At 49.8% G+C, this 25,551-nt stretch carries 29 protein-coding genes and 1 riboswitch; of the genes, 25 read left to right on the top strand and 4 right to left on the bottom strand.

The genetic code is table 11. The features are described from left to right. Entirely contained in the window at window positions 1-1,080 is a 1,080-nt protein-coding gene (locus ACHA8N_RS07215) for a hypothetical protein (protein WP_393965280.1), read from the top strand. A gap of 75 nt (window positions 1,081-1,155) precedes the next feature. Here ACHA8N_RS07215 and ACHA8N_RS07210 read toward each other — a convergent pair whose 3' ends face one another. Both ACHA8N_RS07210 and ACHA8N_RS07205 read right to left on the bottom strand, forming a co-directional pair. Next, on the bottom strand, window positions 1,156-1,653 hold the full coding sequence (locus tag ACHA8N_RS07210) for a C40 family peptidase (RefSeq protein ID WP_393965279.1): 498 nt from the start codon (window positions 1,651-1,653) through the stop codon (window positions 1,156-1,158). 221 nt (window positions 1,654-1,874) lie between these two features. Beyond that, window positions 1,875-3,068, bottom strand: a complete 1,194-nt coding sequence (locus ACHA8N_RS07205; RefSeq protein ID WP_393965278.1) for an MFS transporter — start codon at window positions 3,066-3,068, stop codon at window positions 1,875-1,877. Between the two features lie 197 nt (window positions 3,069-3,265). Here ACHA8N_RS07205 and ACHA8N_RS07200 point away from each other — a divergent pair, with 197 nt between their 5' ends. From ACHA8N_RS07200 to ACHA8N_RS07110, 19 genes are all read left to right on the top strand, one after another. Beyond that, the gene (locus ACHA8N_RS07200) at window positions 3,266-3,691 is read left to right on the top strand and encodes an OsmC family protein (protein WP_393965277.1); all 426 of its coding nucleotides are present in this window, start codon (window positions 3,266-3,268) and stop codon (window positions 3,689-3,691) included. Further along, window positions 3,688-4,935: a beta-N-acetylhexosaminidase gene (gene nagZ / locus ACHA8N_RS07195; protein ID WP_393965276.1), complete on the top strand. Its 1,248-nt coding sequence runs from the start codon at window positions 3,688-3,690 to the stop codon at window positions 4,933-4,935. The genes ACHA8N_RS07200 and nagZ overlap by 4 nt, the downstream gene beginning before the upstream one ends. Window positions 4,936-4,994: 59 nt before the next feature. After that, window positions 4,995-5,097: riboswitch (TPP riboswitch) on the top strand. 91 nt (window positions 5,098-5,188) lie between these two features. Beyond that, window positions 5,189-5,785, top strand: a complete 597-nt coding sequence (locus ACHA8N_RS07190; RefSeq protein WP_393965275.1) for a thiamine phosphate synthase — start codon at window positions 5,189-5,191, stop codon at window positions 5,783-5,785. Then, on the top strand, window positions 5,695-6,786 hold the full coding sequence (locus ACHA8N_RS07185) for an NAD(P)/FAD-dependent oxidoreductase (RefSeq protein WP_393965274.1): 1,092 nt from the start codon (window positions 5,695-5,697) through the stop codon (window positions 6,784-6,786). Before ACHA8N_RS07190 ends, ACHA8N_RS07185 begins: the two co-directional genes overlap by 91 nt. Further along, window positions 6,771-6,974: a sulfur carrier protein ThiS gene (gene thiS, locus ACHA8N_RS07180; RefSeq protein WP_028106563.1), complete on the top strand. Its 204-nt coding sequence runs from the start codon at window positions 6,771-6,773 to the stop codon at window positions 6,972-6,974. The genes ACHA8N_RS07185 and thiS overlap by 16 nt, the downstream gene beginning before the upstream one ends. Window position 6,975: 1 nt before the next feature. After that, window positions 6,976-7,743, top strand: a complete 768-nt coding sequence (locus ACHA8N_RS07175; RefSeq protein WP_393965273.1) for a thiazole synthase — start codon at window positions 6,976-6,978, stop codon at window positions 7,741-7,743. After that, window positions 7,740-8,750 carry a ThiF family adenylyltransferase gene (locus ACHA8N_RS07170; protein ID WP_393965272.1) on the top strand — a complete coding sequence of 337 codons (1,011 nt, stop codon included), beginning with the start codon at window positions 7,740-7,742 and terminating at the stop codon, window positions 8,748-8,750. Before ACHA8N_RS07175 ends, ACHA8N_RS07170 begins: the two co-directional genes overlap by 4 nt. Before the next feature lie 127 nt (window positions 8,751-8,877). Beyond that, a complete protein-coding gene (locus ACHA8N_RS07165; RefSeq protein WP_147511403.1) occupies window positions 8,878-9,267 on the top strand; it encodes a hypothetical protein in 390 nt (129 codons plus the stop codon). Window positions 9,268-9,346: 79 nt separating this feature from the next. Continuing rightward, complete coding sequence (locus ACHA8N_RS07160) at window positions 9,347-9,559, top strand: helix-hairpin-helix domain-containing protein (RefSeq protein ID WP_393965271.1); 213 nt, start codon at window positions 9,347-9,349, stop codon at window positions 9,557-9,559. A 147-nt stretch (window positions 9,560-9,706) separates the two neighbouring features. Continuing rightward, window positions 9,707-10,828 carry an exonuclease SbcCD subunit D gene (locus ACHA8N_RS07155; protein WP_393965270.1) on the top strand — a complete coding sequence of 374 codons (1,122 nt, stop codon included), beginning with the start codon at window positions 9,707-9,709 and terminating at the stop codon, window positions 10,826-10,828. Further along, window positions 10,810-13,818 carry an AAA family ATPase gene (locus tag ACHA8N_RS07150; RefSeq protein WP_393965269.1) on the top strand — a complete coding sequence of 1,003 codons (3,009 nt, stop codon included), beginning with the start codon at window positions 10,810-10,812 and terminating at the stop codon, window positions 13,816-13,818. The genes ACHA8N_RS07155 and ACHA8N_RS07150 overlap by 19 nt, the downstream gene beginning before the upstream one ends. Window positions 13,819-13,828: 10 nt before the next feature. Beyond that, on the top strand, window positions 13,829-14,620 hold the full coding sequence (locus tag ACHA8N_RS07145; protein WP_393965268.1) for an AAC(3) family N-acetyltransferase: 792 nt from the start codon (window positions 13,829-13,831) through the stop codon (window positions 14,618-14,620). 59 nt (window positions 14,621-14,679) lie between these two features. After that, entirely contained in the window at window positions 14,680-15,417 is a 738-nt protein-coding gene (locus ACHA8N_RS07140; RefSeq protein WP_393965267.1) for a Bax inhibitor-1/YccA family protein, read from the top strand. Window positions 15,418-15,447: 30 nt separating this feature from the next. Continuing rightward, window positions 15,448-15,837, top strand: a complete 390-nt coding sequence (locus ACHA8N_RS07135; protein ID WP_393965266.1) for a thiol-disulfide oxidoreductase DCC family protein — start codon at window positions 15,448-15,450, stop codon at window positions 15,835-15,837. A gap of 145 nt (window positions 15,838-15,982) precedes the next feature. Continuing rightward, window positions 15,983-16,327 (top strand): PadR family transcriptional regulator, encoded by a 345-nt coding sequence (locus ACHA8N_RS07130; protein ID WP_014970164.1) that lies wholly within the window; start codon window positions 15,983-15,985, stop codon window positions 16,325-16,327. Beyond that, window positions 16,317-17,072, top strand: a complete 756-nt coding sequence (locus tag ACHA8N_RS07125; RefSeq protein WP_393965265.1) for a permease prefix domain 1-containing protein — start codon at window positions 16,317-16,319, stop codon at window positions 17,070-17,072. Before ACHA8N_RS07130 ends, ACHA8N_RS07125 begins: the two co-directional genes overlap by 11 nt. Before the next feature lie 18 nt (window positions 17,073-17,090). Beyond that, window positions 17,091-17,849 (top strand): ABC transporter permease, encoded by a 759-nt coding sequence (locus ACHA8N_RS07120; protein ID WP_393965264.1) that lies wholly within the window; start codon window positions 17,091-17,093, stop codon window positions 17,847-17,849. Then, window positions 17,846-19,264, top strand: coding sequence for a hypothetical protein (locus tag ACHA8N_RS07115; protein ID WP_393965263.1), 1,419 nt, complete (start codon window positions 17,846-17,848; stop codon window positions 19,262-19,264). The genes ACHA8N_RS07120 and ACHA8N_RS07115 overlap by 4 nt, the downstream gene beginning before the upstream one ends. A gap of 12 nt (window positions 19,265-19,276) precedes the next feature. Beyond that, entirely contained in the window at window positions 19,277-19,909 is a 633-nt protein-coding gene (locus tag ACHA8N_RS07110; RefSeq protein WP_393965262.1) for an ABC transporter ATP-binding protein, read from the top strand. Window positions 19,910-19,958: 49 nt separating this feature from the next. Here ACHA8N_RS07110 and ACHA8N_RS07105 read toward each other — a convergent pair whose 3' ends face one another. Next, a complete protein-coding gene (locus ACHA8N_RS07105; protein WP_393965261.1) occupies window positions 19,959-20,276 on the bottom strand; it encodes a hypothetical protein in 318 nt (105 codons plus the stop codon). Between the two features lie 128 nt (window positions 20,277-20,404). Between ACHA8N_RS07105 and ACHA8N_RS07100 the strand changes: the two genes are divergently transcribed. The 3 genes from ACHA8N_RS07100 (at window position 20,405) to ACHA8N_RS07090 (ending at window position 22,803) form a co-directional block, all read left to right on the top strand. Then, window positions 20,405-21,139 (top strand): nuclease-related domain-containing protein, encoded by a 735-nt coding sequence (locus ACHA8N_RS07100; RefSeq protein ID WP_393965260.1) that lies wholly within the window; start codon window positions 20,405-20,407, stop codon window positions 21,137-21,139. 138 nt (window positions 21,140-21,277) lie between these two features. Beyond that, window positions 21,278-21,700, top strand: a complete 423-nt coding sequence (locus ACHA8N_RS07095; RefSeq protein ID WP_147511395.1) for a MarR family winged helix-turn-helix transcriptional regulator — start codon at window positions 21,278-21,280, stop codon at window positions 21,698-21,700. A gap of 74 nt (window positions 21,701-21,774) precedes the next feature. Next, a complete protein-coding gene (locus ACHA8N_RS07090) occupies window positions 21,775-22,803 on the top strand; it encodes a YhgE/Pip domain-containing protein (RefSeq protein ID WP_393965259.1) in 1,029 nt (342 codons plus the stop codon). A 42-nt stretch (window positions 22,804-22,845) separates the two neighbouring features. On the opposite strand, the gene ACHA8N_RS07085 is transcribed toward ACHA8N_RS07090, so the two are convergent. Next, window positions 22,846-23,487, bottom strand: a complete 642-nt coding sequence (locus tag ACHA8N_RS07085) for an SDR family oxidoreductase (protein ID WP_393965258.1) — start codon at window positions 23,485-23,487, stop codon at window positions 22,846-22,848. A 202-nt stretch (window positions 23,488-23,689) separates the two neighbouring features. Between ACHA8N_RS07085 and ACHA8N_RS07080 the strand changes: the two genes are divergently transcribed. Both ACHA8N_RS07080 and ACHA8N_RS07075 read left to right on the top strand, forming a co-directional pair. After that, window positions 23,690-24,511 carry a transporter substrate-binding domain-containing protein gene (locus tag ACHA8N_RS07080; protein WP_393965257.1) on the top strand — a complete coding sequence of 274 codons (822 nt, stop codon included), beginning with the start codon at window positions 23,690-23,692 and terminating at the stop codon, window positions 24,509-24,511. 92 nt (window positions 24,512-24,603) lie between these two features. Further along, the gene (locus tag ACHA8N_RS07075) at window positions 24,604-25,551 is read left to right on the top strand and encodes an ATP-binding cassette domain-containing protein (protein ID WP_393965256.1); all 948 of its coding nucleotides are present in this window, start codon (window positions 24,604-24,606) and stop codon (window positions 25,549-25,551) included.

Genomic DNA, 25,551 nt, shown 5'->3' with positions numbered 1-25,551 from the left:
ATGCGAAAATTTAAATTTTTACTTATCCTGGCTGTCGTCAGTTTCTTGACGATAGGAATATACACTTTGTTCATTCGTTCGATTGATGAATCGGACTTTACCGTTGAGACAGTCAAAGGCGATCCGAAACAACTAGCTGTCCGGTCTGTTCAAGCAGAGCTTTATGATGAAGGATTAAAAAAGATCGATTACAACGTTGGACTGGACGGTCGAGTCGAAAAAACGAAAGATAATTGGATTAGTGGCATGTTTGAAGGTCCATATAATGAGAATGGGGCACCAGCGGACTTCCGGCGCTTCATCCGTTCCGATTACGTGCTTACGTTCGATCAGCAAGGCACGACGTATGCGATGGGTACAAAGGACAATAATAAATGGGAATTGCAGTACTGGAAGAAGGGAGAACAACGTGTCGTTAAAAAAATATTTCCAGCACCTGCTGAAGCTCGGAAGTTAGGTGAAACCCAACTCAATCCAGATAGACGGATTGGGAACAATTTATACGTTCTTGCACAAGACATTCAAAACGATTCAGAAACGTTATTATACAAAATTGATTTGAAAAACGATACGATTCAAAAAATCACTTTACCCGTTACTACGAAAGGTGAGATAAGTCTTCTAGGTATCCACAATGAGACAATTGTTTATTATACGACGGAAATCGTTGAAGATTCAGGCGATGAAAAGCAGACACTGTACCTTAGTGACGGCAAAAAATCTCAGCGTTTAAAGGGATTTAAATCGTTCGGTAATGGAGAAACTGAACTAAGTACGGATGGAACGAAACTGATCATGCTTGAACGTGAACCCCAAAAATTAAACTGGACTGTTTACGATCTAGCATCAAAGAAATCGACAAAACATAAGATAAGTATCCCGTTAATAAAAGATGAGTCTGGATTAGGTGAGTATACCGAACTGAAAGATGATCTGATTTATACGGCGAACCGAACTGGTAAAGGTGTTTTCAATGTCCTTGTCATCAATGCGTTATCAGAACGTGTAATGTATGAAGGAAACATCAAAGACAAACTCAAACGAACAGAACCGACGTTAAATTCACTTGTTTTTAATTGATTGGCAGTCATAAGTATCTCAATGTTCAACAAAGAGTCATCCGGAACTCGCATGAGTTCCGGATGACTCTTTGTTTCACTGATACGATTTGATGAGGATATCTTGTTTCGTGTAGTAACTCCACGTCAGGTCTTGTGATTCGACCTTTTTCGTCGTTACGGCAACGAACTTGTTTTTGCCGGTATAGATCCCGACGAAGTTCGGTGTCTTTGCTTTTTTTGCTTGGACGAATAACAAGTCGCCCGGCATTGCTTTTTTGAGTGTGACGGTTTTGAGCGGCATTGCGGCTTGTTTCGCAATCGTCCGCTCGAGTGTCAGACCACTCTTTTGATAAACATATTGCGTGAAGCCCGAAGCATCAAACCCTTTTGTTGTCGTGCCGCCTTCTTTATACGGCGTCCCGATTAATGATGTCGCCAGTTTAGCGATCGCTGCTTTCTTTTTCGCGAGTGCTTTTTCCGACAACGGTTTTTTCGTTTCAACTTTTGTTGGTGTCGCTGCAGATGTTGTGACCGGACTGACCGTCGCTGTCAGCAACAAAGCGGTTAATGGAAGAGCGTAATACGATTTCATAATCAAAACTCCTTTAAGTAGTTGGGATGGATAAGCTGTTCTTACCGTACCATACGAAATGACAAAATAAGCAACAAATTGGATACGTTCACCTAACATTCTTGTAAGGTTCGGTCTGAGGGAACATCGGCTTCAAGTCTGTACGTCCTTGAAGAAGAAAAGACTCCCGTTCCGCGTGCCTCATTTTGAGAACACAACTGGAACAGGAGTCTTTTTTGCGGTTACGTCCGCTGATCAAGCCGGTGACTGACAGCGGTCAAAGCAGCTGCGAGTAAGGCGACGGCACCGCCAACAAGCGCGATATTCATGATCGGACCGTTCGCATAGACGAGTCCACCTAAAGCAGAACCGAAGGCAATCCCGACATTGCTTGCGACCGGCATCAAGGACGCGGCCAGTCCTTTTGCTTCCGGGTTAAACTTCTCTGCCAGGTCGATCAAATAAATTTGTGTTGATGTCGTCAATAAAATCGACATCAAGGACATTAAGGCAATATTGATCAGACCGAGCGAAACGGACGCCGTCGTCACATACAGGGCGGCGAGTACGATCGCCTGAACGATGAAGACGAAGCGGAGACGACCGATTGGGTTCCGGCTGGCGATTTTCCCGGCTAAGATGTTACTGAAAATCGAGACAACTCCGTACGCGAGTAAAATTGGACTGATCCACGTCGACGGCAATTTCAATTCCAGCTCCAAAACCGGAACGAGGTACGTATAGACGACGTACGTCGCACCGAATCCAAATGACGGGATGAAAAAGGCGATCATGATCCGCGGATTGGCGAGTAGGCGAAGTTGATCGCGAATCGAGCTGGTCGCTGATGATTTCTGGATCGGAACGACTTTGAAGACACCGAGTAACGCAATGACGCCAAGACTGCTCGTCAGCCAAAATGTGGCAGCGTACCCGGCATGCTGACCGATGAAAGTACCGATTGGAACACCGAAGACATTCGCAAGGGTAAAACCGCCGAAGATGAACGACACGGCGACCCCGCGTTTCGCAATCGGGACACTGTCACTGGCGACAACCATCGCAAGCGAAATCAAGACGCCCGTCAAAACAGCCGTCACGATCCGGGTCAGCAATAAGACTTCATAGTTCGGTGCGATACCGCTGCAAACATTCAGCAAAATCCAGACGAAAATCAAGCCAAGCATTAATTTGCGCCGTTCGAGATGTCCAGTCAAGGACATTGTAATCGGTGTCCCGATGGCAAAGGCGATGGCAAAGGCAGAGACAAGCGTCCCGGCTTTCGCGATCGTAATGTTCAGACCGTCTGCGATTTCGGATAAAATACCGACGATGACGAATTCGCTTGTTCCCAGGACAAAGGTCAACATGGATAACGTTGCGATCAACAGCCAGTCGGTTTGACTCAAACGAGTCGATGATGATGACATATACATTCCTCACTTCTGGCGCCTGTGCGCAAAAAAACTATCGTTTATCAGAATAGCATGATTTGCACCGGGCGAAAACCGGATTTAGAGGAAGAAGGAAAAGAAGCATTATTGCGAATAGCATGTCAATTTCACTTGGTAGAGATTCGGGTATACTGAAAAGGTAAAGACGACTAAAAAACGAGTAAAGGACGTGACGGAACATGCAAGCAACAATTACTTGGAACCACAAGATGGGATTTAGCGGCGAAACCGAATCCGGACATCACTTAGCGATGGACGCGGCACCGGACAACGGAGGCGACAATCAAGCACCACGACCGACGGAGCTGTTACTCCACGCCGTTGCCGGCTGTACCGGCATCGATATCGTCTCGATTTTAGAGAAGATGCGTTTGACGTTGACGTCATTTGAAATGGACATCGAAGGGGAACGGGCAGACGAGCATCCGCGCCGCTTCACGACGATTTCGATTCATTACCGGCTCGAAGGCGACTTACCGGAAGACAAGGTCCGTCGGGCGATTTCGTTGTCAAAAGACAAATACTGCTCCGTCTCCCAATCGTTGAACGCAGAAATTGAAGTCTACTATTCAATCAACGGCGTCCGAAACGAGGAACCGATTTGAAGCTGTTTTTCCCTGTTGTCTTAGCAACTGTCCTGCTGTCCGGTTGTGCCGACGAGACCGCGAAACCGGACGAACCGGCACCGAAGCAAGCCGAAGAAACAAAACAGCCGAAACCACAAAAACCGGAGCAACCGTCCGCCCGGGAACAAGCGGAAAATGAACTTAAGCAGACGGTCTCTCAGATGTCGACGGCAGACAAAATCGATCAACTGCTCTACATCGGTGTGGCCGGAACGGTATTGACGGAAGCGGATCGCCGGCTGTTGCAGCAACATGCGCTGGGTGGGGTGTTGTTACTCGGCGGTAATATCACGTCATCCGACCAACTGAAGGCGTTGACGGCTGACATCACCGAAGCGCAAACATCGGATCAACGGGCATTCGTCGGTTTTGACGAAGAAGGCGGACGGGTCAGCCGGGTTCCGGACGTACAACTCAAACTGTCGCCGAGCCTGACATATGGTCAAAAAAATGATCCGGAATTAATGGAAGACGTCGGGCAGACGCTTGGCTCCATTTCCCGTTTTTACGGATTCAACATGGATTTTGCACCGGTCCTTGACGTCAACAGTAATCCGGCGAATCCGATCATCGGCGACCGGTCGCTCAGTGCGGATCCAAAACAAGTGGCACGACTCGGTGTGCCATTGATGCAGGGGATGAAAGCGGAAGATGTCGTCCCGGTCGTCAAACATTTTCCGGGACACGGGGATACGACCGTCGACTCGCATGTCGGTCTGCCGCGGGTCGATGCGACGAAAGCGGAACTTGAGCAGACGGAGCTGGTCCCATTTCAACAAGCCGTCAAGGCCGGGGCGGAGATGGTGATGGTGGCGCATATTCTGTTTCCGGCACTCGACAAACACCTTCCGTCCTCGTTGTCCGAAAACGTCATGAACGATGTATTACGGGAGGAACTGAAGTTTGACGGTGTCATCATCACGGATGATCTTGTGATGGGGGCGATCACCGAGCAATACGGTTTGGCGCAGGCTGCCAGTCTTGCTCTCGAAAACGGCGCGGATATGGCGATGTTCTCGACACCCGGAGCGTACGCGTCCGTTCACAAGGAAATCATGGCGCGGATCAAACAAGGGAAATTGTCGGCAGCCGATCTCAACCAGAAAGTCATGCGGGTCTTACGCTTAAAACAAACGTATGACTTGTCACAAACGAAACGTGTCGACGAATACCAACGCTTGATTGAGCAGGTCAAAGCGGTCGAATCGAACATGCGACACTAATCAAGGGTAGAACTAATCGGACTACCCGTGGTAGACTACAGACGTACCACACAAATAAATATCTACACTAGGGGAGTCTCGCAGCAGACTGAGACGGAAGTATCCGGACCCTTTGAACCTGATCTAGTTCGTACTAGCGGAGGGAAGTGGTATCCGATCATCTATCGAGGGAACGCCAAGCGTCGCCCTTTTCGTAGGACCACTCCATCAGTTCATGGGGTGGTCCTTTTTCGTGTGGAAAGGAGGGGGAACGATGTCACATTTACACCTGATTACAACCGGACGCGACAGTAAGGAAGTGCTGGAACAGACCCTTCCGCAGCTCGCACTGTCCGTCGATCGCATCCACTTACGGGAGCCAACCTGGTCAGTCCGGGAATTGGTTTCCTGCATTGATACGTTGCTCGACCAAGGAGTCCGCGCAGACCAGTTGGTTGTCCATGACCGGCTCGATGCTGCACTCGTTACCGGCACGACCGTCCAGTTGACACGCCGCAGTCTGTCGGTCGAGCGTGTCCGGGCACAGTTTCCGACGATTTCCATCGGTCAATCGGTTCACTCGCTGACCGAAGCGATGGTGGCGGAACAAGCCGGCGCCGATTACGTGATGTACGGTCATATTTTTGAGACGGATTCGAAACCCGGTGTGGCGCCACGGGGGCTCGATGCATTACAGCAAGTCGTCGACTGGACATCGATCCCGGTCATCGCCATCGGCGGAATCAAACCGGAAAATCTGTCTGATGTCTTAACGACTGGGTGCAGCGGTGTTGCCGTCCTGTCCGGAATTTTGGGACAAGCCGATCCGGCGGAAGCAACCGGACGGTTCCGGGCGGTGATTGGACGATGAAGCAACCGGATGTATTGATCGTCGGTGCCGGTGTCATCGGTTTGACGCTCGCGTATGAGTTGCTACAGCGGGGGCAAAGTGTTCACATGCTCGATCAGTCGGCAGTCGGACAAGGCGCGACACGGGCAGCAGCGGGGATGCTCGCGACGGACGAAGAACTGTCGGAACCGCTACATGCGTTAGCGGCAGTCAGCCGCGTCCTGTATCCGCAGCTTGTCCGCCAATTGTTCGACGAGACCGGATTGACGAGCGGCTATCTCGAACTGCCGTTTCAGCTGCGCCAGGCAAAGCAAACCGTCCAATTTGAACGGGTCGGTCAAGTCGATCCTCCGTTGCTCGTCCGCGCGTTACGGCAAGCGATTGAACAGCGGGGTGGCGTGATTGAAGAACAGGTAAGTGTCTTGCGTCTTCTGCGGGACAACGAGACGGTAACCGGGGTGGAGACAAGCCGGGGACAACAGGTTGGACAGCAGGTCGTCATCGCAGGCGGACGAGGGTCGGAATCGTTGTTGCAAACGATCGGGATTCCGATTGACACACTTCCGGTCAAAGGCGAGTGTTTGTCTGTCCGTCTCGCAACCGGTCGACTGGAGCAGACCTTGTTTCATGAGACAGTGTATCTCGTCCCGAAAGCAGACGGACGGATTATCATCGGCGCAACGGAATACGTTGGTGAGGAATCGACGACGGTCAACGCGGGCAGCGTCTCGGACCTGTTGGCGGCAGCAATTGACGTGTATCCGCCGATCCGTGATGCGACACTGGTTGACATCTGGTCCGGTGTCCGGCCACAGACCCGTGACGGGTTACCGTATCTTGGACGGGTCAAAGGGATTGACGGTTTGTTGGTCGCGACGGGACATCACCGGCACGGCATCTTGCTCGCTCCGGTGACAGCGCAAGTCCTCGCCGATTGTGTCATGAACCGAAAACCGGAAGTCGCGCTGGAGGCGTTTTGTTGCAGACGACACAAGGAGGAAAATATATGCAGATCCGATTAAATGGGAAAGACTATCCCCTGGCGGAACAAACGAAGACGTTACACGACTTGATTCAGCAGTTGAACATCGATGAAGAGGTTGTCATCATCGAACAAAATCATCAAATCATCGACCGGTCCCGGTATATGGACACGAACGTCCAATCCGGTGATGTCGTTGAAATCGTTCATTTTGTAGGAGGCGGATAACATGTTAGAAATTGGCGGAAAAACATTTGCATCACGATTATTACTCGGAACGGGAAAATACCCGGACGCTGAGACGCAACAACAAGCGGTCGAAGCATCGGAAACGAACATTTTAACGTTTTCCGTCCGGCGTCTCGATGTCTTTGCGAAGGAACAGACGAATCCACTTGCGGCACTCGACTTAAGTCGTTATGATCTGTTGCCGAATACGGCGGGCGCAAAAACGGCGGAAGAAGCCGTCCGGCTGGCCCGGCTCGCCCGGGCATCCGGCATGTGTGACATGGTCAAAGTCGAGGTGATCGGTTGCGACAAGACGTTATTGCCGGATCCGATCGAAACCTTACGGGCGGCAGAGGAATTAATCAAGGACGGTTTCATCGTCTTGCCGTATACATCGGATGATTTGTTGCTCGCCCGTCGGCTCGAGGAACTGGGCTGTCACGCGATCATGCCGGCAGCGTCACCAATCGGTTCGGGTCAAGGGATCTTAAATCCGCTTGCGCTCAGTTTCATCATGGAACAGATGACGGTCCCGGTCATCGTTGATGCGGGGATTGGTTCACCGGCTGACGCGGCTTACGCGATGGAGCTCGGTGCCGACGGTGTCTTGCTGAATTCTGCGGTCGCCCACGCCAACGATCCGATCAAGATGGCACAGGCAATGAAACTAGCGGTTGAAGCCGGGCGTCTCGGTTTCGAAGCGGGACGGATCGAGAAAAAACGGTATGCGACGGCAAGCAGTCCGACGACTGGAATCAGCCGTCCATGACGGACCGCTACAGCCGCCAAATCCGCTTCCGTCCAATCGGCCAGGGCGGACAAGATCAACTGGCTGAGCGCCGCGTCGTCATCATCGGTCTCGGTGCGCTCGGAACAGCCAGTGCGGAACAGCTCGTCCGGGCCGGTGTCGGACGGGTGACCTTGATTGATCGCGATTACGTCGAGTGGAGTAATCTTCAACGGCAACAATTGTACACGGAACAGGATGCCCGGGAACGGTTGCCGAAAGCAGTCGCAGCCAAACAACGGCTTTGCGAAGTCAATTCGACGGTGACGATCGAAGCGATTGTGGAAGATGTGACGGCGACGAACATTGAACGACTCGTTGCGCAGGCGGATTTGATCATGGATGCGACAGATAATTTTGCGATCCGGATGCTGATCAATGATGTCGCAGTGCAACGGGAGATCCCTTGGATTTACGGAGCGTGTGTCGCCAGTTACGGTATGACATACACCGTTTTACCGAAGGAGACGCCTTGTCTGCATTGTCTGCTGAATCATCTGCCGCAGCAACAGGATACGTGCGATACTCGGGGCATCATCAGTCCGGCCGTCCAACTGGTCGCCTCGCATCAAGTAACAGAAACGCTGAAACTGTTGACGGGTGCGAAAGCTGCACTGCGTCGGACGTTGTTGTCGTTTGATCTTTGGACGAATCAGCAGAGTCAGATTGATGTCACGTCCTTAAAACAAGCAGCCTGTCCTTCGTGCGGCGACGCTGCCGTCTATCCTTATCTCAACGGAACGCCGCTCCAATTCATCACGTTGTGCGGTCGGGACACGGTGCAAGTCCGGGGAGAAGGGAAACGGGATTTGGTTCGGCTGGAAAACGAGATACTGGCACGCGGGATGAAAAGTCAACGGAACCCGTATTTGCTGATGTTCGAGACGGAGCAGCACCGGATTGTCGCCTTTGCCGACGGGCGGATCTTGATTCACGGGGAAGCGGATCCGGAACAGGCAAAACAGATGTACGCAACGTATTTCAAATAAGCGTTCACAAAAAAGCAAACATTTTTTTTCGATACATGTTTTAGATGTTTAAAAAAGAGGTAAATAAGACTTCAGACGTAAGTCGGAGCTTTTTAGGTGGAATTGAATGTGAAGAGGAGTGATTACGATGAAACAAGAATTCGATCAATCGATCCAGTCATTGGATCAGACGAAGCGGACAGACCACGCAGCTGAAGCCGTTCAGCAGGCGAATTGGAATCCAGACCGGTATCGGACGAATCTGAATCCGTTCTATCTGTCACCTTGCAGCGTCGAAAGCCGGGTAGAGCGTCAACAGGAAGTTGACCGGATTGTCGAAGTCGAGCCTACATCCTCCCCTCTCCAACAGTTATTCGAGCAGAAACAGGAAGAGCATATAACAGCAACTGAACCAGGTTCTGCCAAAAATCCCGGAGGAAAATTTACGACTGGGATTGTCGTCGGAGCAATCATCGGAGGATCCGTATCCATCTTCACATCGGTGAAGCGATTTCGTCAAAAGCGTCGGACCCACTGAGGATGACCTCTAACATGTTGTGAAGAACCGTTTCCTTTTAAATGAGGAGGCGGTTTTTTGTTTAGGAAAACAGGAGGGGATGGCAATGCAATCCAATGAATCTAAATCCGAGGTGTTTTCTTCACTCGGTAAACCTGTACAACGGGCATTGAACGCGCATAGAGTGATGTCCCTGACCGGCTTATCAATGTATCGGGAAGACGAGGTGCTAAGGTGGCACGGAATCGGTCCTTCGTCGATACCGAAGTTGAAACAGGCATTAGCAGATCATGGATTGGCATTTAAGTCATGAATCAACACGAGACCCATTGATTGACCGGGGGAATCCCTGCTCGATTGATGGGTTTTGTTTGGTTTGGAATCGGCAGGAGCTTCAGCAGAAGCAATCAAGTCATGCTAAAATAAGGATATTATAGAAGAAAAGTGAGCGTGATCAAAGATGAAATGGATTCATACTGCCGATTGGCATTTAGGGAAAATCGTTCACGGGGAATCGATGCTTGAAAACCAACGCGCCGTTCTCGACGATTTTATCCGGTTGCTTGACCGGGAACAACCGGACGCGGTGATCATTGCCGGTGATTTGTATGACCGGGCTGTTCCACCGACGGAAGCCGTCGAACTGCTGGATACCGTCTTAGCCGAAATCGTGCTCGAACGGAAGATTCCGGTCGTCGCGATCAGCGGCAACCATGATTCAGCGGAACGACTGAGCTTCGGAACGACATTATTACAACGGGCAGGTCTTCATCTGGCCGGAAAGTTAACACCAACCATTGAACCGATCGAGATTCAAGGTGTCCGTTTTTACCCGGTCCCGTTCGCGGATCCGGCTACCGTCCGCTATATCCATCAAGATGACTCGATCCGGACCCATGATGACGCGATGCGAAAAATCATCAAAACGCTGGACATCGATGGACCAAGTGTTCTCGTCGGGCATGCCTTTGTCATCGGCGGACTGGAAACGGATTCCGAACGCCAGTTGTCGGTCGGAACGGCAGGACAGGTCAGTGCCAGTGCCTTTGCTCCGTTTACGTACACGGCACTCGGGCATTTGCATAATCCACTTGCGATCAAATCAGACACGATCCGTTACAGCGGTTCGTTATTAAAATATTCGTTCTCGGAAGCACATCACGTGAAAGGCGTCGACATCTTGACGCTCAACGATGCGGGGACGTTTGACCGCCGTTTTGAACCATTGAACGCTAAACGCGACCTGCGTGAACTGACGGGCAGCCTTGCTGAATTGACGGATCCGGTCTTTGTCGCGACCCAAACAACGGACGATTATATCAAAATCAATTTGACGGATGCCGAAGCGTTGATCGATCCGATGGGGAAACTGAAGAAAATCTACCCGAACATTCTTCATCTCGAGCGGACCGGCTTTACACGCGAGAGTACACGATCGGTGCAAGCATCCCGCGATCAAGTCCAGGCGGCGACGTTGACCGATCTGTTCCGTGAATTTTATGAAGCGGTTCGTGAAAAACAACCAACGGATGCGATGCAATCCGTGTTAGAGGAGGAAGCTGCATGCGTCCAGAACGATTGACCTTACGTGCCTTCGGACCATTTGCCGATGAACAGACGATTGATTTTCGCGAACTCGGGGGGCGGACGATGTTCGTCATCTCCGGCAATACCGGTGCCGGTAAAACGACGATTTTTGATGCGTTGACGTTTGCCTTATACGGGGAAACATCAGGCGGGGAACGGGAAATGAGCGATCTGCGCAGTCATTTCGCCAAACCGGACCAAAAGACGGAAGTCGAACTCGAATTTCTGTTAAAAGGGGAACGGTACCGGATCATCCGGCAACCGAGCCAGCCCCATCCGGTCAATAAGACGGATTATGGGCATGAAGCCGAGTTCGCCCGACATGACGGCACGACCTGGAAGCCTCTTGCACTGAAGATTCCGGAAATCCGCCAACAAGTCCAAGAGCTGTTGCAACTTGACCATAAACAGTTTTCACAGATCTTATTGCTCCCGCAAAATAAATTCCGGGAATTGCTGATGGCAGAGTCAAAAGACAAGTTACAGATTCTCAAGCAACTGTTCAAGACGGAACACTACGGGGAGTTTCAACAACGTTTGCACCGCAAAGCACTGGATCTTGCCGCAGCGATCAAAGAAACGAAGACGAAGCAGTTGTCGAAACTCGAAGAACTGCCGCTTGAGCTGAACTGGGCAGAGGCGTCGGAAACGACGATTCGTCAAGAGACGGATCAGCTGCTGAAGTCACTTGACGAAAAAATCACTGACGCTGCAGTCACGGAACAGGCGATCCGCGAGACCGTACAACGCGTGACGGAACGTCTGCGTCAGGCCGAGCAACTTGAACAAACCTTTGTCGAGTACGACGAGTTGCTGCGACTTGAACAACAACTGGCGGTGACATTGCCGGAAACGAAACGTCAGACGGAACGGTATGACGCGGCGACGCGGGCGGCGGCAATCAGCGGAGTCTTTGAGACGTTCCAATCGGAGCAACAGACGGTCCAGCAGTTGACGGCTACGAAACAACACGTCTCGTCAGAACTGGAGCAGTTGTTGCAGCGGCTTGATCAGGTGAATCAAGACGTCGAGCGGCTGGCGGCGCAGGAACCGGAAATGCGTGAGGCAGCACGCCGCCTGGAGCAAATCGAAGAAGAACTGCAGCGTTTGCAGGATCAAGAACAGCTGTTAACACAACAACAGCAGTTAATCCGGGCGATTGCTGAACTGAATCCGGAAGCTCTGCGCAAGGAACGTGATCAGAAACGCAACGAACGGACGACCCTTCAAACAAGAGTCGGTGCGATGACGGACGATTCAAGCAACCGTCTGACGATTCAGGAACGGCGTTTCCTCTTACAGAATGCTGAGCAAAAACAGCAGGAATGGCAACGAAATGAAGCGGAACGGCTCCGATTGATCGAACAGGGAACGCGGGTCAAACAGGAAAAAGAGCAGGCGGAACTTGCCTATACGACAGGGCGGCAAAACGAACGCCGTCAACTGGCAGCAGAACTGGCGGCGCACTTGCATGACGGAGACGCCTGCCCGGTCTGTGGAAGCACGTCGCATCCGCAACTTGCGGTCAAAGCGGAATCGCTGGATGTCGAAGCCTTACATCAAGTTTATTTAACAGCCCAGACGGCGCATCAGGAACTGCAGGCAACGTACCGGACGGTCGCGGAACGGAAACGGCAACTCGAACACGACATCACGACGCTTGGTCAAGGTAAGGAGATTCCGACTGATCTAACCGTGATCCGGACAGAAATCGAGTCTTTACAGGCACAGGAAACCGCGTTGCAACGGCAACAGGAGCAAAAACAACAGCTCGAGCAGCAATTGCGCACAATCGAGACAGCACTGGAACGATTGGACCGTCAGATTGAGGAAGAGTCGGATCGCCAGTCGAAGCTGCAGCTGGAACTGGCCCGGCTCGAGGGTATGTTGACCCGGAATCCGGATGCGCCGTCGCGCCGTGAATTAGAGACGGAACAGCAGACGTTGAGTAAACGGTTGGCGTCGTTTGAAGCGGCACGGACGGGAGCCCACAATCAGAAACAACAACTGGATCAAGACGTCGCGGTGCGGCGCGATCGGTTGGAGCACATTCAAACAGACTTGACGGAGCGGACATCGAAGTGGATGGAAGCGAAAGCAACGTTCGAACGGAGCCTGCAGGAAGAACGGTTTGCGACGATCGAACAGTTTGAACAGGCACGGATGACACGGCAAGATATTGCCCAATTGGCAGAACAACTGGAAGCCGACCGGCGGAAACGTCAGGACGTCGAGAGCGGACTGGAGCGGATCCGTCAGATTGTAAAAGCGCAGGACCGACCGGACTTAGCGACGATACGATTGTCTGTCGAGCAGGCGGAAGCCGAATTGACTGAAGCGACGGACCAGAGGATCGGTGCCGAAAAAGAACGGCTCCACGTCAAGCAATTGGTCGATGCCTGGTCGACGTTACAACAACAAATCGAGGCAGAAGATACACGCTATGGCATCATTGGTGAGTTGGCACGGGTCGGGGTCGGTGAAAATGCGCAACGGATGACGTTTGAGACGTATGTCCAAACCGCCTATTTCGACGAGATCCTACAAGCCGCGAACCGGCATCTGCACGGGATGACGTCGGGCCGTTTCTTGCTTGAACGGAAGACGGAAGCCGGAAAGGGCTTGAAAAAATACGGACTCGACTTAAACGTCTTTGATGCCTATACGTCGCAGACGCGGCACGTCAAAACGTTGTCCGGCGGGGAAAGTTTCAAGGCCTCGCTCGCCTTGGCGCTTGGTCTGTCGGAAGTCGTGCAGGAAGCAAGCGGCGGCGTGTCGCTTGAGACGATGTTCATCGATGAAGGATTCGGCACACTCGATCCGGAATCGCTTGAACAGGCGATCGAAACATTGTTGTCGATTCAGGCAAGCGGTCGGATGGTGGGAATCATCAGCCACGTCCAAGAACTGAAATCACGGGTCGATGCGAAAATTGAAGTGACGCAAGGTAAAACAGGATCGACGATTCGCCTTGTCGTCGAGTGAGGGGTGCGAAATGGAAACAAGACAAATGGTCACGAAATCAAAGTTGATCACAGATTTAAAACAGCTTGGTGTGACACCGGGCATGAAAGTGTTCGTCCACAGCTCGATGAAGGAAATCGGTTGGATTCCGGGCGGCGCACAATCGATCATCGAAGCGTTGCAAGAGGTCGTCACAGCAGACGGTCTGATTATGATGGCGGCACAAAGCACCGATAATTCAGACCCGAAAAACTGGAGTCGTCCCGCCGTGCCGGAAGACTGGTGGGAGACGATCCGTCAGGAAATGCCGGCGTACAATCCGGCGAAGACACCGACACGTGCCATCGGGAAAGTCCCGGAACTTTTCCGGACGTTCCCGGACGTCAAACGAAGTGCGCATCCGATGTGGTCGGTCACGGCATGGGGAAACGAGGCAGCGGCATTTGTTGCCGGACATACGATTGAAAATGGATTTGGTCCGGGTTCACCGCTTGAGAAATTCATTGAAGCGGACGGTCAGATTCTTCATCTCGGTTCACCGTGGGATGCGACAACCGTTTGGCATTATGCCGAATATGGGATTGACCGCCCGGATGAAGAGTCGGGCTGTAAAGTCAATCAGGCCGGTCAAGAGGTCTTCATCACGTACCGTCACCGGATGATCGACAGTGATCCGTTTGGACCGATCGGTGAAGGGTTGACGGATGAGCCCTTCGTGACGACAGGCAAAGTCGGGCAAGCGACGTCGCACCTCGTCTCGGCAAAGGAATCGATTCCTGTCGTCATGTTTCAGTTGAATGCCTTAAATAGTTGGTTAAGCTGAAACTTTTCCGGGAATCAACCGTAATAAGACATAGATAAAATAGAAGGAGTGAACGCAAGATGGCAACACGATTTAAAGTTAATCCTGCCCTACGCCGTGGTTTTGAGACGGCGCGTGCCGGCGAACGGCCGATGACAAAAGCAGGGACGATGAGCAAGATTTTCCTCTTACTTGCCCTCGTCACGGCAGCAGCCGGCGGGACCTGGTTCTTCTTGGCCGCAAACCTGCAATTCTTAATTCCTGCATTAATTGGCGGAGTTGTCCTCGGATTGATTCTCGCCCTGATCATCACCTTTAAACCACGGACCGCTCCGGTACTTTCACCGGTCTACGCAATTGTCGAAGGGGTCGCCGTCGGAGCGATTTCACTGATGTTCGAAAGCATGTATCCAGGGTTAGTCGGCAAGGCGGTTCTCGCGACCTTCGTCGTCTCGTTTGCGATGTGGTTCGTCTATTCGACCGGTATGATTAAAGTGACGCAACGATTCCGTTCGGCTGTCACGGCGGCCATCCTGTCGATCCTCGTCTTGTACGGAGTCAATTTACTCTTGACGTTGTTCGGCATCAGCTTACCGTTCATGACGGGCAGCTCACCGCTTGCGATCGGCATTCAGTTTGTCATCGTCATCGTTGCCTCGCTGTCACTGGTGATGGACTTTGATTTCATCTCGCAACAAGTACAGGCACGGGCACCAAAATCGATGGAGTGGGTCGCAGCGTTTGGTTTGATTGTCACGATCATCTGGTTGTATATCGAAATGCTTGATCTGTTGTATCGTTTGGCCGCACGCGATTGATCTAGATTCATCTGTGAGGAGAAAATAGACATGAAACCACTGATTTTATTTGATGGGGACTGCAATTTGTGTGATGCCAGTGTCCAGTTCATCTTAAAACGCGATCAAGGTTATTATGACTTTGCTTCGTTGCAAGGAACACTTGGTCAACAGATGATTCAAAAACACCGGCTGTCGCCGGATTTAAATAGTGTCGTCGTCATCGAACAGGGCGTGCCGTACGTCAAATCAGATGCGGCACTTCAGATTACGAAGCATTTAAACAGTGCCTGGCCACTCCTGACGAGTTTTCGATGGTTGCCGCGATCGTTACGGGATGTCGTATATGATTTCGTTGCCAAGCACCGGCATGAATGGTTCGGACAAAAACAGCAGTGTCTGTTGCCGGATCCGAAGACTCGAGCGCGGTTTCATGATTAAGAGGTTTGTATGATATATGCAGGATGAACATAAAAAGGATCCCTCATTTTCTTAATTTAGGAAATGAAGGAGTCTTTTTTTATTAAAGTACCTTGCATTATAGAGTACATTGTTTTACATTGTATGTAAGAGGTGGTGGGAGAAGATGGAAATTGATAAAGAGCTGTTAAAAGGACATATCGACACCTTGATATTGGCTCTGCTGGTCGACAAGGATCGGTACGGATATGAAATTGCCAAAGAAGTCCGCGAAAAAAGCGCCGATGCCTTCGAACTGAAAGAAGGAACACTGTATTTATCGCTGAAACGACTTGAAAAAAAAGAAGCCGTCCTGTCTTACTGGAGTGATGAGGCAGCGGGGGGAGCACGCCGCAAGTATTACCACCTGACAGATGCCGGACAAACGTTACTACGGACGAAGCGGCTGGAGTGGCAGGTCGTCAAACGATTAATGAATCAATTTTTAGGAGGGGACACGGATGATCAATGAATATGTGGACCGGATGTACCGTTCGGCTGATCCGGATTTGCCGGAAACAAAGGAACTGAAAGATGAAACGCGGCAACACTTGGAGGAAACCGTCGCCGAGCTGGTGTTTGACGGGTACTCGGAACAGGCAGCGATGAAAATCGCCATCAATCGGTTTGGCGGTGAAGAACAGTCGCAGGCATTGATCTATGAATTGCAACTGATCCAAAAGTTGTTTGCAAAACGGATTTTACGTGCTGGGATTATCGTATTGGTGTTGAGTCTGATGTTTGGTTTCAGTGGTTTCATCGTACGAAGTACATCGGATATCTCGGAAAGCGGTATTCGATATCAACTAGGGGAGGAATGGCAGGCAACGGATTCCGCTCCGCTGAAGACAGTTGTCGAAGAAGAGTGGATGGTCACGGCAGCCCGGATATACAGTACGTCGACTGAAGGCGGGCGAGTGACGCTTGAACAAAGCTATGGAAAAAGCGTACTCTCTGTTTTTCAACCGTTCATGTCACCATCTTTTAGCGGTGCACCGGACAAAGGGTGGGAAGTCGAATTTGATGAGATTGATACGGTTATCATTGGATTAGCACTCGCCTTGCTCGGATTATCGGCGGCACATGTCTTGTTTGCAATCTGGGTCATCATTCAGCGGCACCGGACGGATCGGCTGTCGCGAACGACGACCGTCTTGTCGATCGTGATTCCCGCCCTCAGCATCTTGTTGTATTTCGTCACAAAAAAACGACCATAACCAAAGGAGGAGAAGCCGTTGCAATCGATTATCTGGACAGAATTAAAACGAAGCATGACACGTCGGACGTTATGTCTGGCTTTGCTGCTCCCGCTGATTATCCTGTTACAGTTTAACCAGGTTCGGACCGGATACCTATTTTTGACGTGGCAGGGGGTGTTTGAAGAATCTGCCGGAACGATTATCGCCGTCGCGTTTCCGTTACTCTGTTGTGTGCTGTACCTGCCAACGGTCGCTCGTGAAATCGATCATCAGTTCATCCGGTACGCGCGGACCCGTGTTTCGCTAAAGGACTATCTCATTGCCAAAGGAGTCGTCAACGCCTTGATCACATTTATCGTCTTTTTTGTGACGATGCTCGGCTGGATGCTGTTTTTACGGTTCGTAGAGCCGAGCTTGAACTGGATGACATATGAACAGGGTCGGGAATCATTGACGACGTTCACCCAAGCCTTCACGACGGATGGTATGTATATGTTCGCTTATGCGGGATGGATTGGACTCAATGCGATGGTATATGCAACAATCGCTTACTTGTTGTTGGTGTTGTCCGGGAATTTATTTCTGGCAGTCGGTCTCCCGTTTTTGTTTTATCACTTATTGAACTTTGCGACTGGTCTGCTCAGTGCCCCGCAATTTTCACCCGTCAGCACGATTTTTCCGTTTAACATTATCGCGATGCCGTTGTGGACGATATTTGTTCCGTTCAGTGTCCTAGGATTGATGTTGCTCGGACTGATGATCACGGGGATGAAGCGGACGGAGTGGGAACTGTGAGCCGGATCGTCTATGCGGTTTGTTGGCTTCAAGTGACGCTTTTTGCGGGTATCTGGATGTATCAAGATCAACAGGAAGCGCTTAGTAAAGGAATCGTATTTAATCAATGGGATTTAATGACGGCAGTGACGATGAATACCTATTTGTTGATGTACGATATTTTGCTGCTTGTTCTCCTGTTATCGGTTGTTCGAATACAAAGGGACTTAACGGATTTCCGGTTGATCCGCTTCCGGAATACACGGAGTGCGTTGATACATAGTACCGGACGGTTCGCTAAATCGTGGGGAGTAGGGTTATCAGTGTATGCGATTGCCGGATACCTGTTTGCACTGCAGGCAACGACTGAAACGAATTGGAGTCTTGCGGCACGGGCCGGACAGGTATTTTATATCTCAAAAGACTCGGTATTTCTGAACATTTCGCCGCTGCTTGCCCATTGTCTGCAACTTGGATTTTTATTTGTCGGAGGTTTGCTGATTTATCTGATGCTCGGTCTGGTGTATGTGCTGACAAGACGCGTAAAACTGGTGTATATCGTTGCGAGTAGTTCCTTTATCGGTACGCTGTTATCGTTTACGTCAGGTCTTTATCTCAATTTGTTTCTGGTCTTGTCGTTACCGAACGTACTGGAAAATCAAAAATTGAGTTACTGGCTAGGATGTATTGTTCTGTTGACAACTGTTGTCGTGTTGTTGGATCGTCGGTTCCGCTTCCCGCGGCAGTTTATTGCAATCAGTATTTACATCGCATGTTGCCTGTTGATTTTGTTCGCTCAGCCATCGGGACAAACGTATGGTGATTACTTACTGACCGTATTCAGCGGCGTCCGGTCTGATGGTTTTACGCTGCAGGCATATTTGAATCATGCCGTCTTATTTTTTGGCTATACCTACCTGCTGACGCAACGATATGAACGAGACGTCATCGATCAAGGACTCTATCACATCATCCGGCACCATTCGTTGAATCGATGGTTTTCAAAACAATTGGCTCGGCTTGTTGTGACAGCAACCGGGACGGTCATCGGTCTCATCAGTTTAGCGACATTGTTTGCATTTTTACGGGGCGTCGCGTGGACGACAGAGGTGAACGGTTTGTCGGTTGATCTCGAGACGATTCTTTACCAGACAATCGTCAACGGGACACTCCAACTCATCGTGTACGGTCTGATTCTGTTTCTCGTCTTGTACTGGACGCGCGAAGCCGTCCAAGGTATTTACTGGATTGGCGGCGGAATGGTTGCACTGTTGCCGCTCGTTCAACAGGACTGGATTCCGATTGGACGAAATGGAACGGTTCAGCTGCTTGATCATTCCGTTTACGCAATCAGTCTGCAATTGGTTGGAGCAAGCCTCTTCGTTTATATCGTCATCCAAGTCGTTTTCCGAAAACATGTCCGAACAAATCATTAAGGAGGCAAGACGATGATTACATTAACGAACGTCAGCAAACAATATAAAGGGCATGAACTGTTTCACGACATGAACGTCTCGTTCGGACCGGGAAAGATTTACGGCATTACCGGTATCAACGGGTCCGGCAAATCGGTGTTATTCAAGATGCTGTGCGGGTTTGTCTTTCCGGACGCGGGAACGATTGCAGTCGACGGACAAACCTTGACGGGGAAACACCGCTTTCCGAAAGACTTCGGCATCTTAATCGAACGACCGGGTTACATCGGTCAACTGGACGGATTCACGAATTTAAAGGAACTGGCCCGGATTCAAAATAAAGTCGATGATGCGGCGATTCGCCGGGCGATGGAACAAGTCGGACTGGCGCCGAATTTGACGCAAAAGGTCAAACACTATTCGCTTGGGATGAAACAAAAACTAGGGATTGCCCAAGCCATCATGGAAAATCAACAAGTCTTGTTACTCGACGAACCGTTTAATGCCCTTGATACGGATAGTGTCGAACGGATCCGGACACTGCTCGTGCAGTATAAAGAAGAAGGGCGGACGATTTTCCTGACCAGTCACCATCAGCAGGACATCGATTTACTGTGTGACGAAGTGTATCAAATTCAAGCGGCGCGACTGGAGAAGGTCCGTTAAACATCAAGGCAGGCAAGTCCTCCTCTCGGAAGACTTGCCTGTTGTTCGTTCAACGCCTGTCTGACGATGCTTCTTTGATCGCGTCGACATATTGTTTGGCTTCAAGTAATGGATACCCGAGAGTTTCCCGAACTAGTTTAATCGCTTCCACCGTCTGATGGTCAGACAGAAGTTGCTCAACCTGTTCATTCAGTAAGGTGTGACTGCTTGCGGCATCAGTCATGCCAAGATGTTCTTGAAGACGTGTCAGTTCACGTAGTGTTTGCTGTTGGGTCATACGAAGTTTTGCGAGTTGTTGTGAAACAGATTGCCACACGATGATCAGCAGGATCAATGGCAACCAAATTGAGAAAAATGAGTCAAACATCCATACCCCTCCTTTTCTTTACCGTACCACAGTAAAATGAATGTAACAATTAGTGGAAATTGAAAAGAATTCCGTTTATTCTGGAATAGTGGAAAATTAAGGGTTTGAAAAAGAAAGGAATGAAATGAGTGGAAGATTTGTTAGCTGCATTGATTCCGGCGTTACTTCTCATCGGAAGTGTCATGTTCGTCGGGTTTGCCGTCACGCTCGGCAGTTTGTTTTACTTCCGTCGCCGATCGTTTGAAAAGAGTACATATAAGCAGGTCACGCAGGAACGTTTTCTAAAGGCGGTCCGCGATAAAGGAATCTGGGGCGAATACTTGACGACCCGTCAGCTTGAAAAAGTCGGAGGATACGGAAAGTTCGTCATCAATACCTATTTACCAAAAGCACGGGGCAAGGGGATGACGGAAATCGATGTCACGTTCATTCATGAGAGTGGTATTTACGTTCTCGAGTCGAAAAATTACAGCGGATGGATTTTTGGAAAAGAAGCGGATCGGCAATGGACGCAAATGTTTAAAAACCGGTACAAACAACGATTTTACAACCCGATCAAACAAAACGAGCAGCACTTGAAAAGCATGGCGCAGTTTTTGACGGGAACGGTGGAACAACAGGTGTTCCAATCGGTCATCGTCTTCAGCGAACGTTGTGAGCTGAAAAAGATTACAATCGAGTCCAGTCACGTCCATGTCATCAAACGAAATGAGTTACGCCGGACAATCCAGCGGCTAGCGACAGTCAAACGGCTGACACCATTACAAGTCGATGCCGTCTATGAACAGCTTAAACAACAGTCGCAAGTCGACCAAGAGATCAAGGACGCGCATATCGAAGCGATAAAATCGTTTACGTCGTGAATCAAATGTCTTAGTTTGTATAATTTTTAACACAAGAATCATTGATTAAGACGTTTGACAAACTACCTCATCCGGCATATAGTAAATAAGTTCAATTAATAAGTAGTGCAACTATTATTCTTGAGGTGGGGAATTCCAGTGAAAGAAACGGATTGGTCACTTGGTATGCAACTGTCACGCAGCTATCATTCCTTTAAACGTGCCGCCACCAAGCGGATGGAAGAACACGGTCTGACACCGGAACAGTTCTCGGTTTTGAGCGAGCTTCATAAACAAGAGGGGATCTCGCAAAAACAATTGGCGCTGTTGACGGAACGGGACCAAACGACGGTCGGGAAAATCCTTGATAAGCTTGTCAAAAAAGGACTTGTCATCCGTTCGGCGGATCCACGTGACCGGCGGGCCTTCATCTTATTGACGACAAAAGAAGGCGTCCAGGTCATCCGACTGTTGGAACCGACGCTCGATCAACTGCAACAGCAAGCTTTTTCCGGATTGTCGAAAAAAGAAATCAAACAATTTATCAAGACACTTGAAGCCATTTACCAAAACGTGACGTAACTGGTTTCTCTTTTTTGGATTAATAGTTGCATATGCTATTATAAGTAATGCATATAAAAAGGAGAGCAAATCAAATGAAAAGTTTTAAAGAAGTATGGTCAATCACGCAAACAAAAGTGGGATTGATGTTTGCCTTGATTGTCCCGGTCTTATTCCTCGTCGTTTGGATGACCGGCTATCATGGCGCAACGGACCGGCTGGATCAGTTACGGATTGCTGTCGTGAAAGATGAGACGACGACAGAATTGTATAAAAAGCTGCAGTCTGACAGTCCATTTTCGCTCAAAGCGGTCTCGTCGGAAACGGAAGGTATGAAGCAACTGGATGCCGGTGAAGTCGAGATGGTGCTTGTTGCAGATTTAATCGACAAAAAAAAGATGACGTTTTACGTCAACCAAGCGAATGCCGAGTTTGCGAACGGCATTCTGAAACAAGCGACATCTGAAATTACACAGGGGATAAACGGACAACCGGCTATAAGTTCTGACATCATCATCGAACACCAAGTATCTGATTTCTCGATGTCGATGTTGCCACTGTTACTTGGGTTCGTGATTTATATTGCCGTCATGACGATGGGAATTCAATTTAATCTCGTGACGCAAATTCTCCAAAAACGTTTTTCGAAATGGTCACTTTTTTGGAGCAAACAGTTGTTGCACGGCATTGTTCTGCTCGTCGTCCCGCTCGTTATGGTGTCGCTTGCCTTTGCCTTTGCGGATATTGAGACATCCTTTTTTAAAGTGTGGGCGTTCCAGTTGTTGCTGACGGCAACGTGTATCAGTGTGACGCAGATGAATTTTGCGATTTTTGGTCCGATTGCGCCGCTCGTTAACGTCGCCTTGATCCCGTTCCAGTTAATGACCGCAGGAAATATCGTCCCGTCTTCGATGCTTGCCCCGTTTTATCAAACAATCGGTCATTATTTGCCGGTACCGAATGCGGTCGGTGGACTGACCCGATTGATTTACTTTGACGGAGATATCTCGTCATTTGTCCTTCGTCTGACGGTCATCTTGCTGGTCACGGTTGCCGTTACATTGATTTTGACGGCTATTCGTCGGGATCAGGTGCATATCGTTGAAATGAAGCGAGCTTCCTAAAAAAAATGAGCCCAATCCAAATGGATTGAGCTCATTTTGACATTATACAAAAATATCAGAAATCGGTGTCGTTCCTTCAAGCAGGGGAATCGTTTGGTGATACGCCGATTCCTGTTCAATCGCAGCGATGGCGACACGCGCGACATCTTCACGGGCGATCGTCGTCTTGTCCGTTGATGCGGGATCTGTCGTCACGGCACCAATCCCTGCATCGTCCGTCAAGCCACCCGGGCGCAAGATCGTATAGGCGAGGGAACTATCCCGAAGCAGGCGATCGGCATAGTGTTTCGCGACATAATACGGTTTCATGCTGTCCGACCAAGTTTCCGGCGAATCGGCATTTAACGCGCTGACCATGATGAATTGTTTCGCTTGAATGTGTTCTGCGGCCGCAATCGATTTTGCTGCGCCATCCAAGTCGATTAGAATGGTCTTATCGGCACCCGTATGACCACCGGATCCTGCCGTAAAGATGATGATATCACTGTTCTTGATGGCGTCTGTGATCGACGAGACATCCTGTTCGAGATCAAGCAGGACAGGTGTCGCCCCAAGTGCTTCGAAATCTGCGAACTGTTCCGGTGAACGTAAACCAACCCGCACATCGTGCACCGAACCGCTCAATTGTTTCGTTACGTGCCGACCGACTTTTCCGTTCGCCCCAATAATAAATACGTTACTCATCTTCCATTCCTCCCATTCCTTGTGAATTCTTTTTCAGTATGGAAGAAAAGAGGCGGTTCCTGCAATCAAGAGGGCTCAGCAATCGAACATCGTCCCGTTTTGACGAAATAATCAAAAAACTCTTGGATAACATAAAACAATATGATACTGTTTTGAGTATTATACAGAAAAAAGCGTCAGACAGAGAGAGGAAGCGAGCAGAGTGAATAAAAGAGGATTAGCACTTGGAGGAAGTCTGTTGCTTTCTGGTCTTTTGGCAGCAACACGATTAAAAGATGTGACCGGTTCGTTCAGTGTCGGGAAACAAAACGTCTTCACGACGAAAAAGATCGTCGTCGGGACGACCGGAGATTATAAACCGTTTACGTACTTGAACCGTCAGACGAATCAATATGAAGGGTTCGACATTGACGTCATCCGCTCGTTTGCCGAGAAAGCCGGACTAGAAGTCGAATTCGTCCCGACGACATGGGGGACGCTGACACGTGACTTACGTGCCGGGAAATTTCATATGGTCGTAGGCGGCGTCACGAAGAATATCGAACGGGAAATCGTCGGTGACTTCACGAAAAGCTATTTGTCGTTCCAAAAGACACCTCTTGTCCGCGCTTCGGATCTTGATTTATTGACGTCGATTGCAGCGATCAATCGTCCGGATGTGACAATCGGCTTGAATCCCGGCGGCACAAATGAACAGTTTGTCCGGCAGACGTTTGATCAGGCGCATATCGTCATGTATGCGGATAATTTAGCAATTCCGGCAGCCGTCGCGACAGGAGAAGTGGATGTCATGATTACGGATACCGTCGAAGCGATCTATTACGCATCGCTTGATGTGCGATTAGGTGCCCCGAAAATAAAGGAAAAATGGATTCCGGCCGAAAAAAGTTATCTCATTCAAGATCGGCAAACGGAAGTCTTGGATGTCATGAATCTTTGGATGAACTCCTATGAAGGAAAAGAACGGATTGAGCAATTAAAAGAGAAGTGGTGTGTCGCTTCGGTCGTACACGACGCGGTGTGACGGATAAAATCAACGGGCAAATCCATCTTGGGTTTGCCCGTTGTTGTGCAAAGAGAGCAAAAGGGGGTAAAGGTAATGAAGCAACAAACAGGATGACCTTAACGCAGAAAGGACGGATGACCGTGATTGAAGTAGAGCAGTTGACGAAGGAGTACAACGGGAAGAAAGTAGTTGATCAGATTTCGTTTCACGTGAAAAAAGGCGAGATTTTTGCGTTTTTGGGACCGAACGGAGCCGGGAAATCGACGACGGTTCAAATGCTGACGACATTGATTGCCGTCTCATCCGGTCATGCGACGATTAATCAATACGATATCGAACGCGACCAAAAAAACGTCCGGCTTCAGATTGGGGTCGCCCTGCAAGAAACAGGCATCGATAATGATTTGACCGGACAGGAGTTGCTCGTACTGCAAGGAAAGTTGTTCGGTTTTTCCCAAGAGAAAGCGGTCGAACGAGCACATGAATTATTGGAGCTTGTTGGTTTAGCTGCAGACGGCAAACGCCGGTCCGGGACGTATTCCGGCGGGATGAAGCGGCGGCTTGACTTGGCACTGACGCTTGTTCACCAACCGACCGTGCTGTTTTTGGATGAACCAACGACGGGTCTTGATCCGGCAAGCCGGTTACAGATTTGGACAGAGGTCCGACGATTGAATGAAGAATACGGGACGACGATTTTTTTGACGACACAGTACTTGGAAGAAGCGGATCAGCTGGCTGACCGGATCGCGATCATCAATGACGGCAAATTGATTGCCGAAGGAACAGCGGCAGAGCTGAAAGCACTGAACGGAAAAGAACGGATTGAAGTGATCCTCGAAGAGGACCAATTGATGGAAGCTTTTAGTCAGGCGTTTGACGGTCGGATCGAGAAAGATTTGATTGTTTTGCCGTCTGCTGGAACAGAAACGCTCAAACAAGTTGTCCGTTATTTGGATGAACATCAGTTGACAGCTCGGTCGCTTGTCGTCAAACAACCGTCACTCGATGATGTTTTCATCCAGTTGACGGGTCAAGCATATAAGGAGGACAAATGA

The organism is Exiguobacterium sp. S22-S28 (assembly GCF_043359615.1).
GTDB lineage: Bacteria > Bacillota > Bacilli > Exiguobacteriales > Exiguobacteriaceae > Exiguobacterium_A.
The sequence above is the reverse complement of the archived record's forward strand: the minus strand, read 5'-3'. Positions and strand labels throughout refer to the sequence as shown.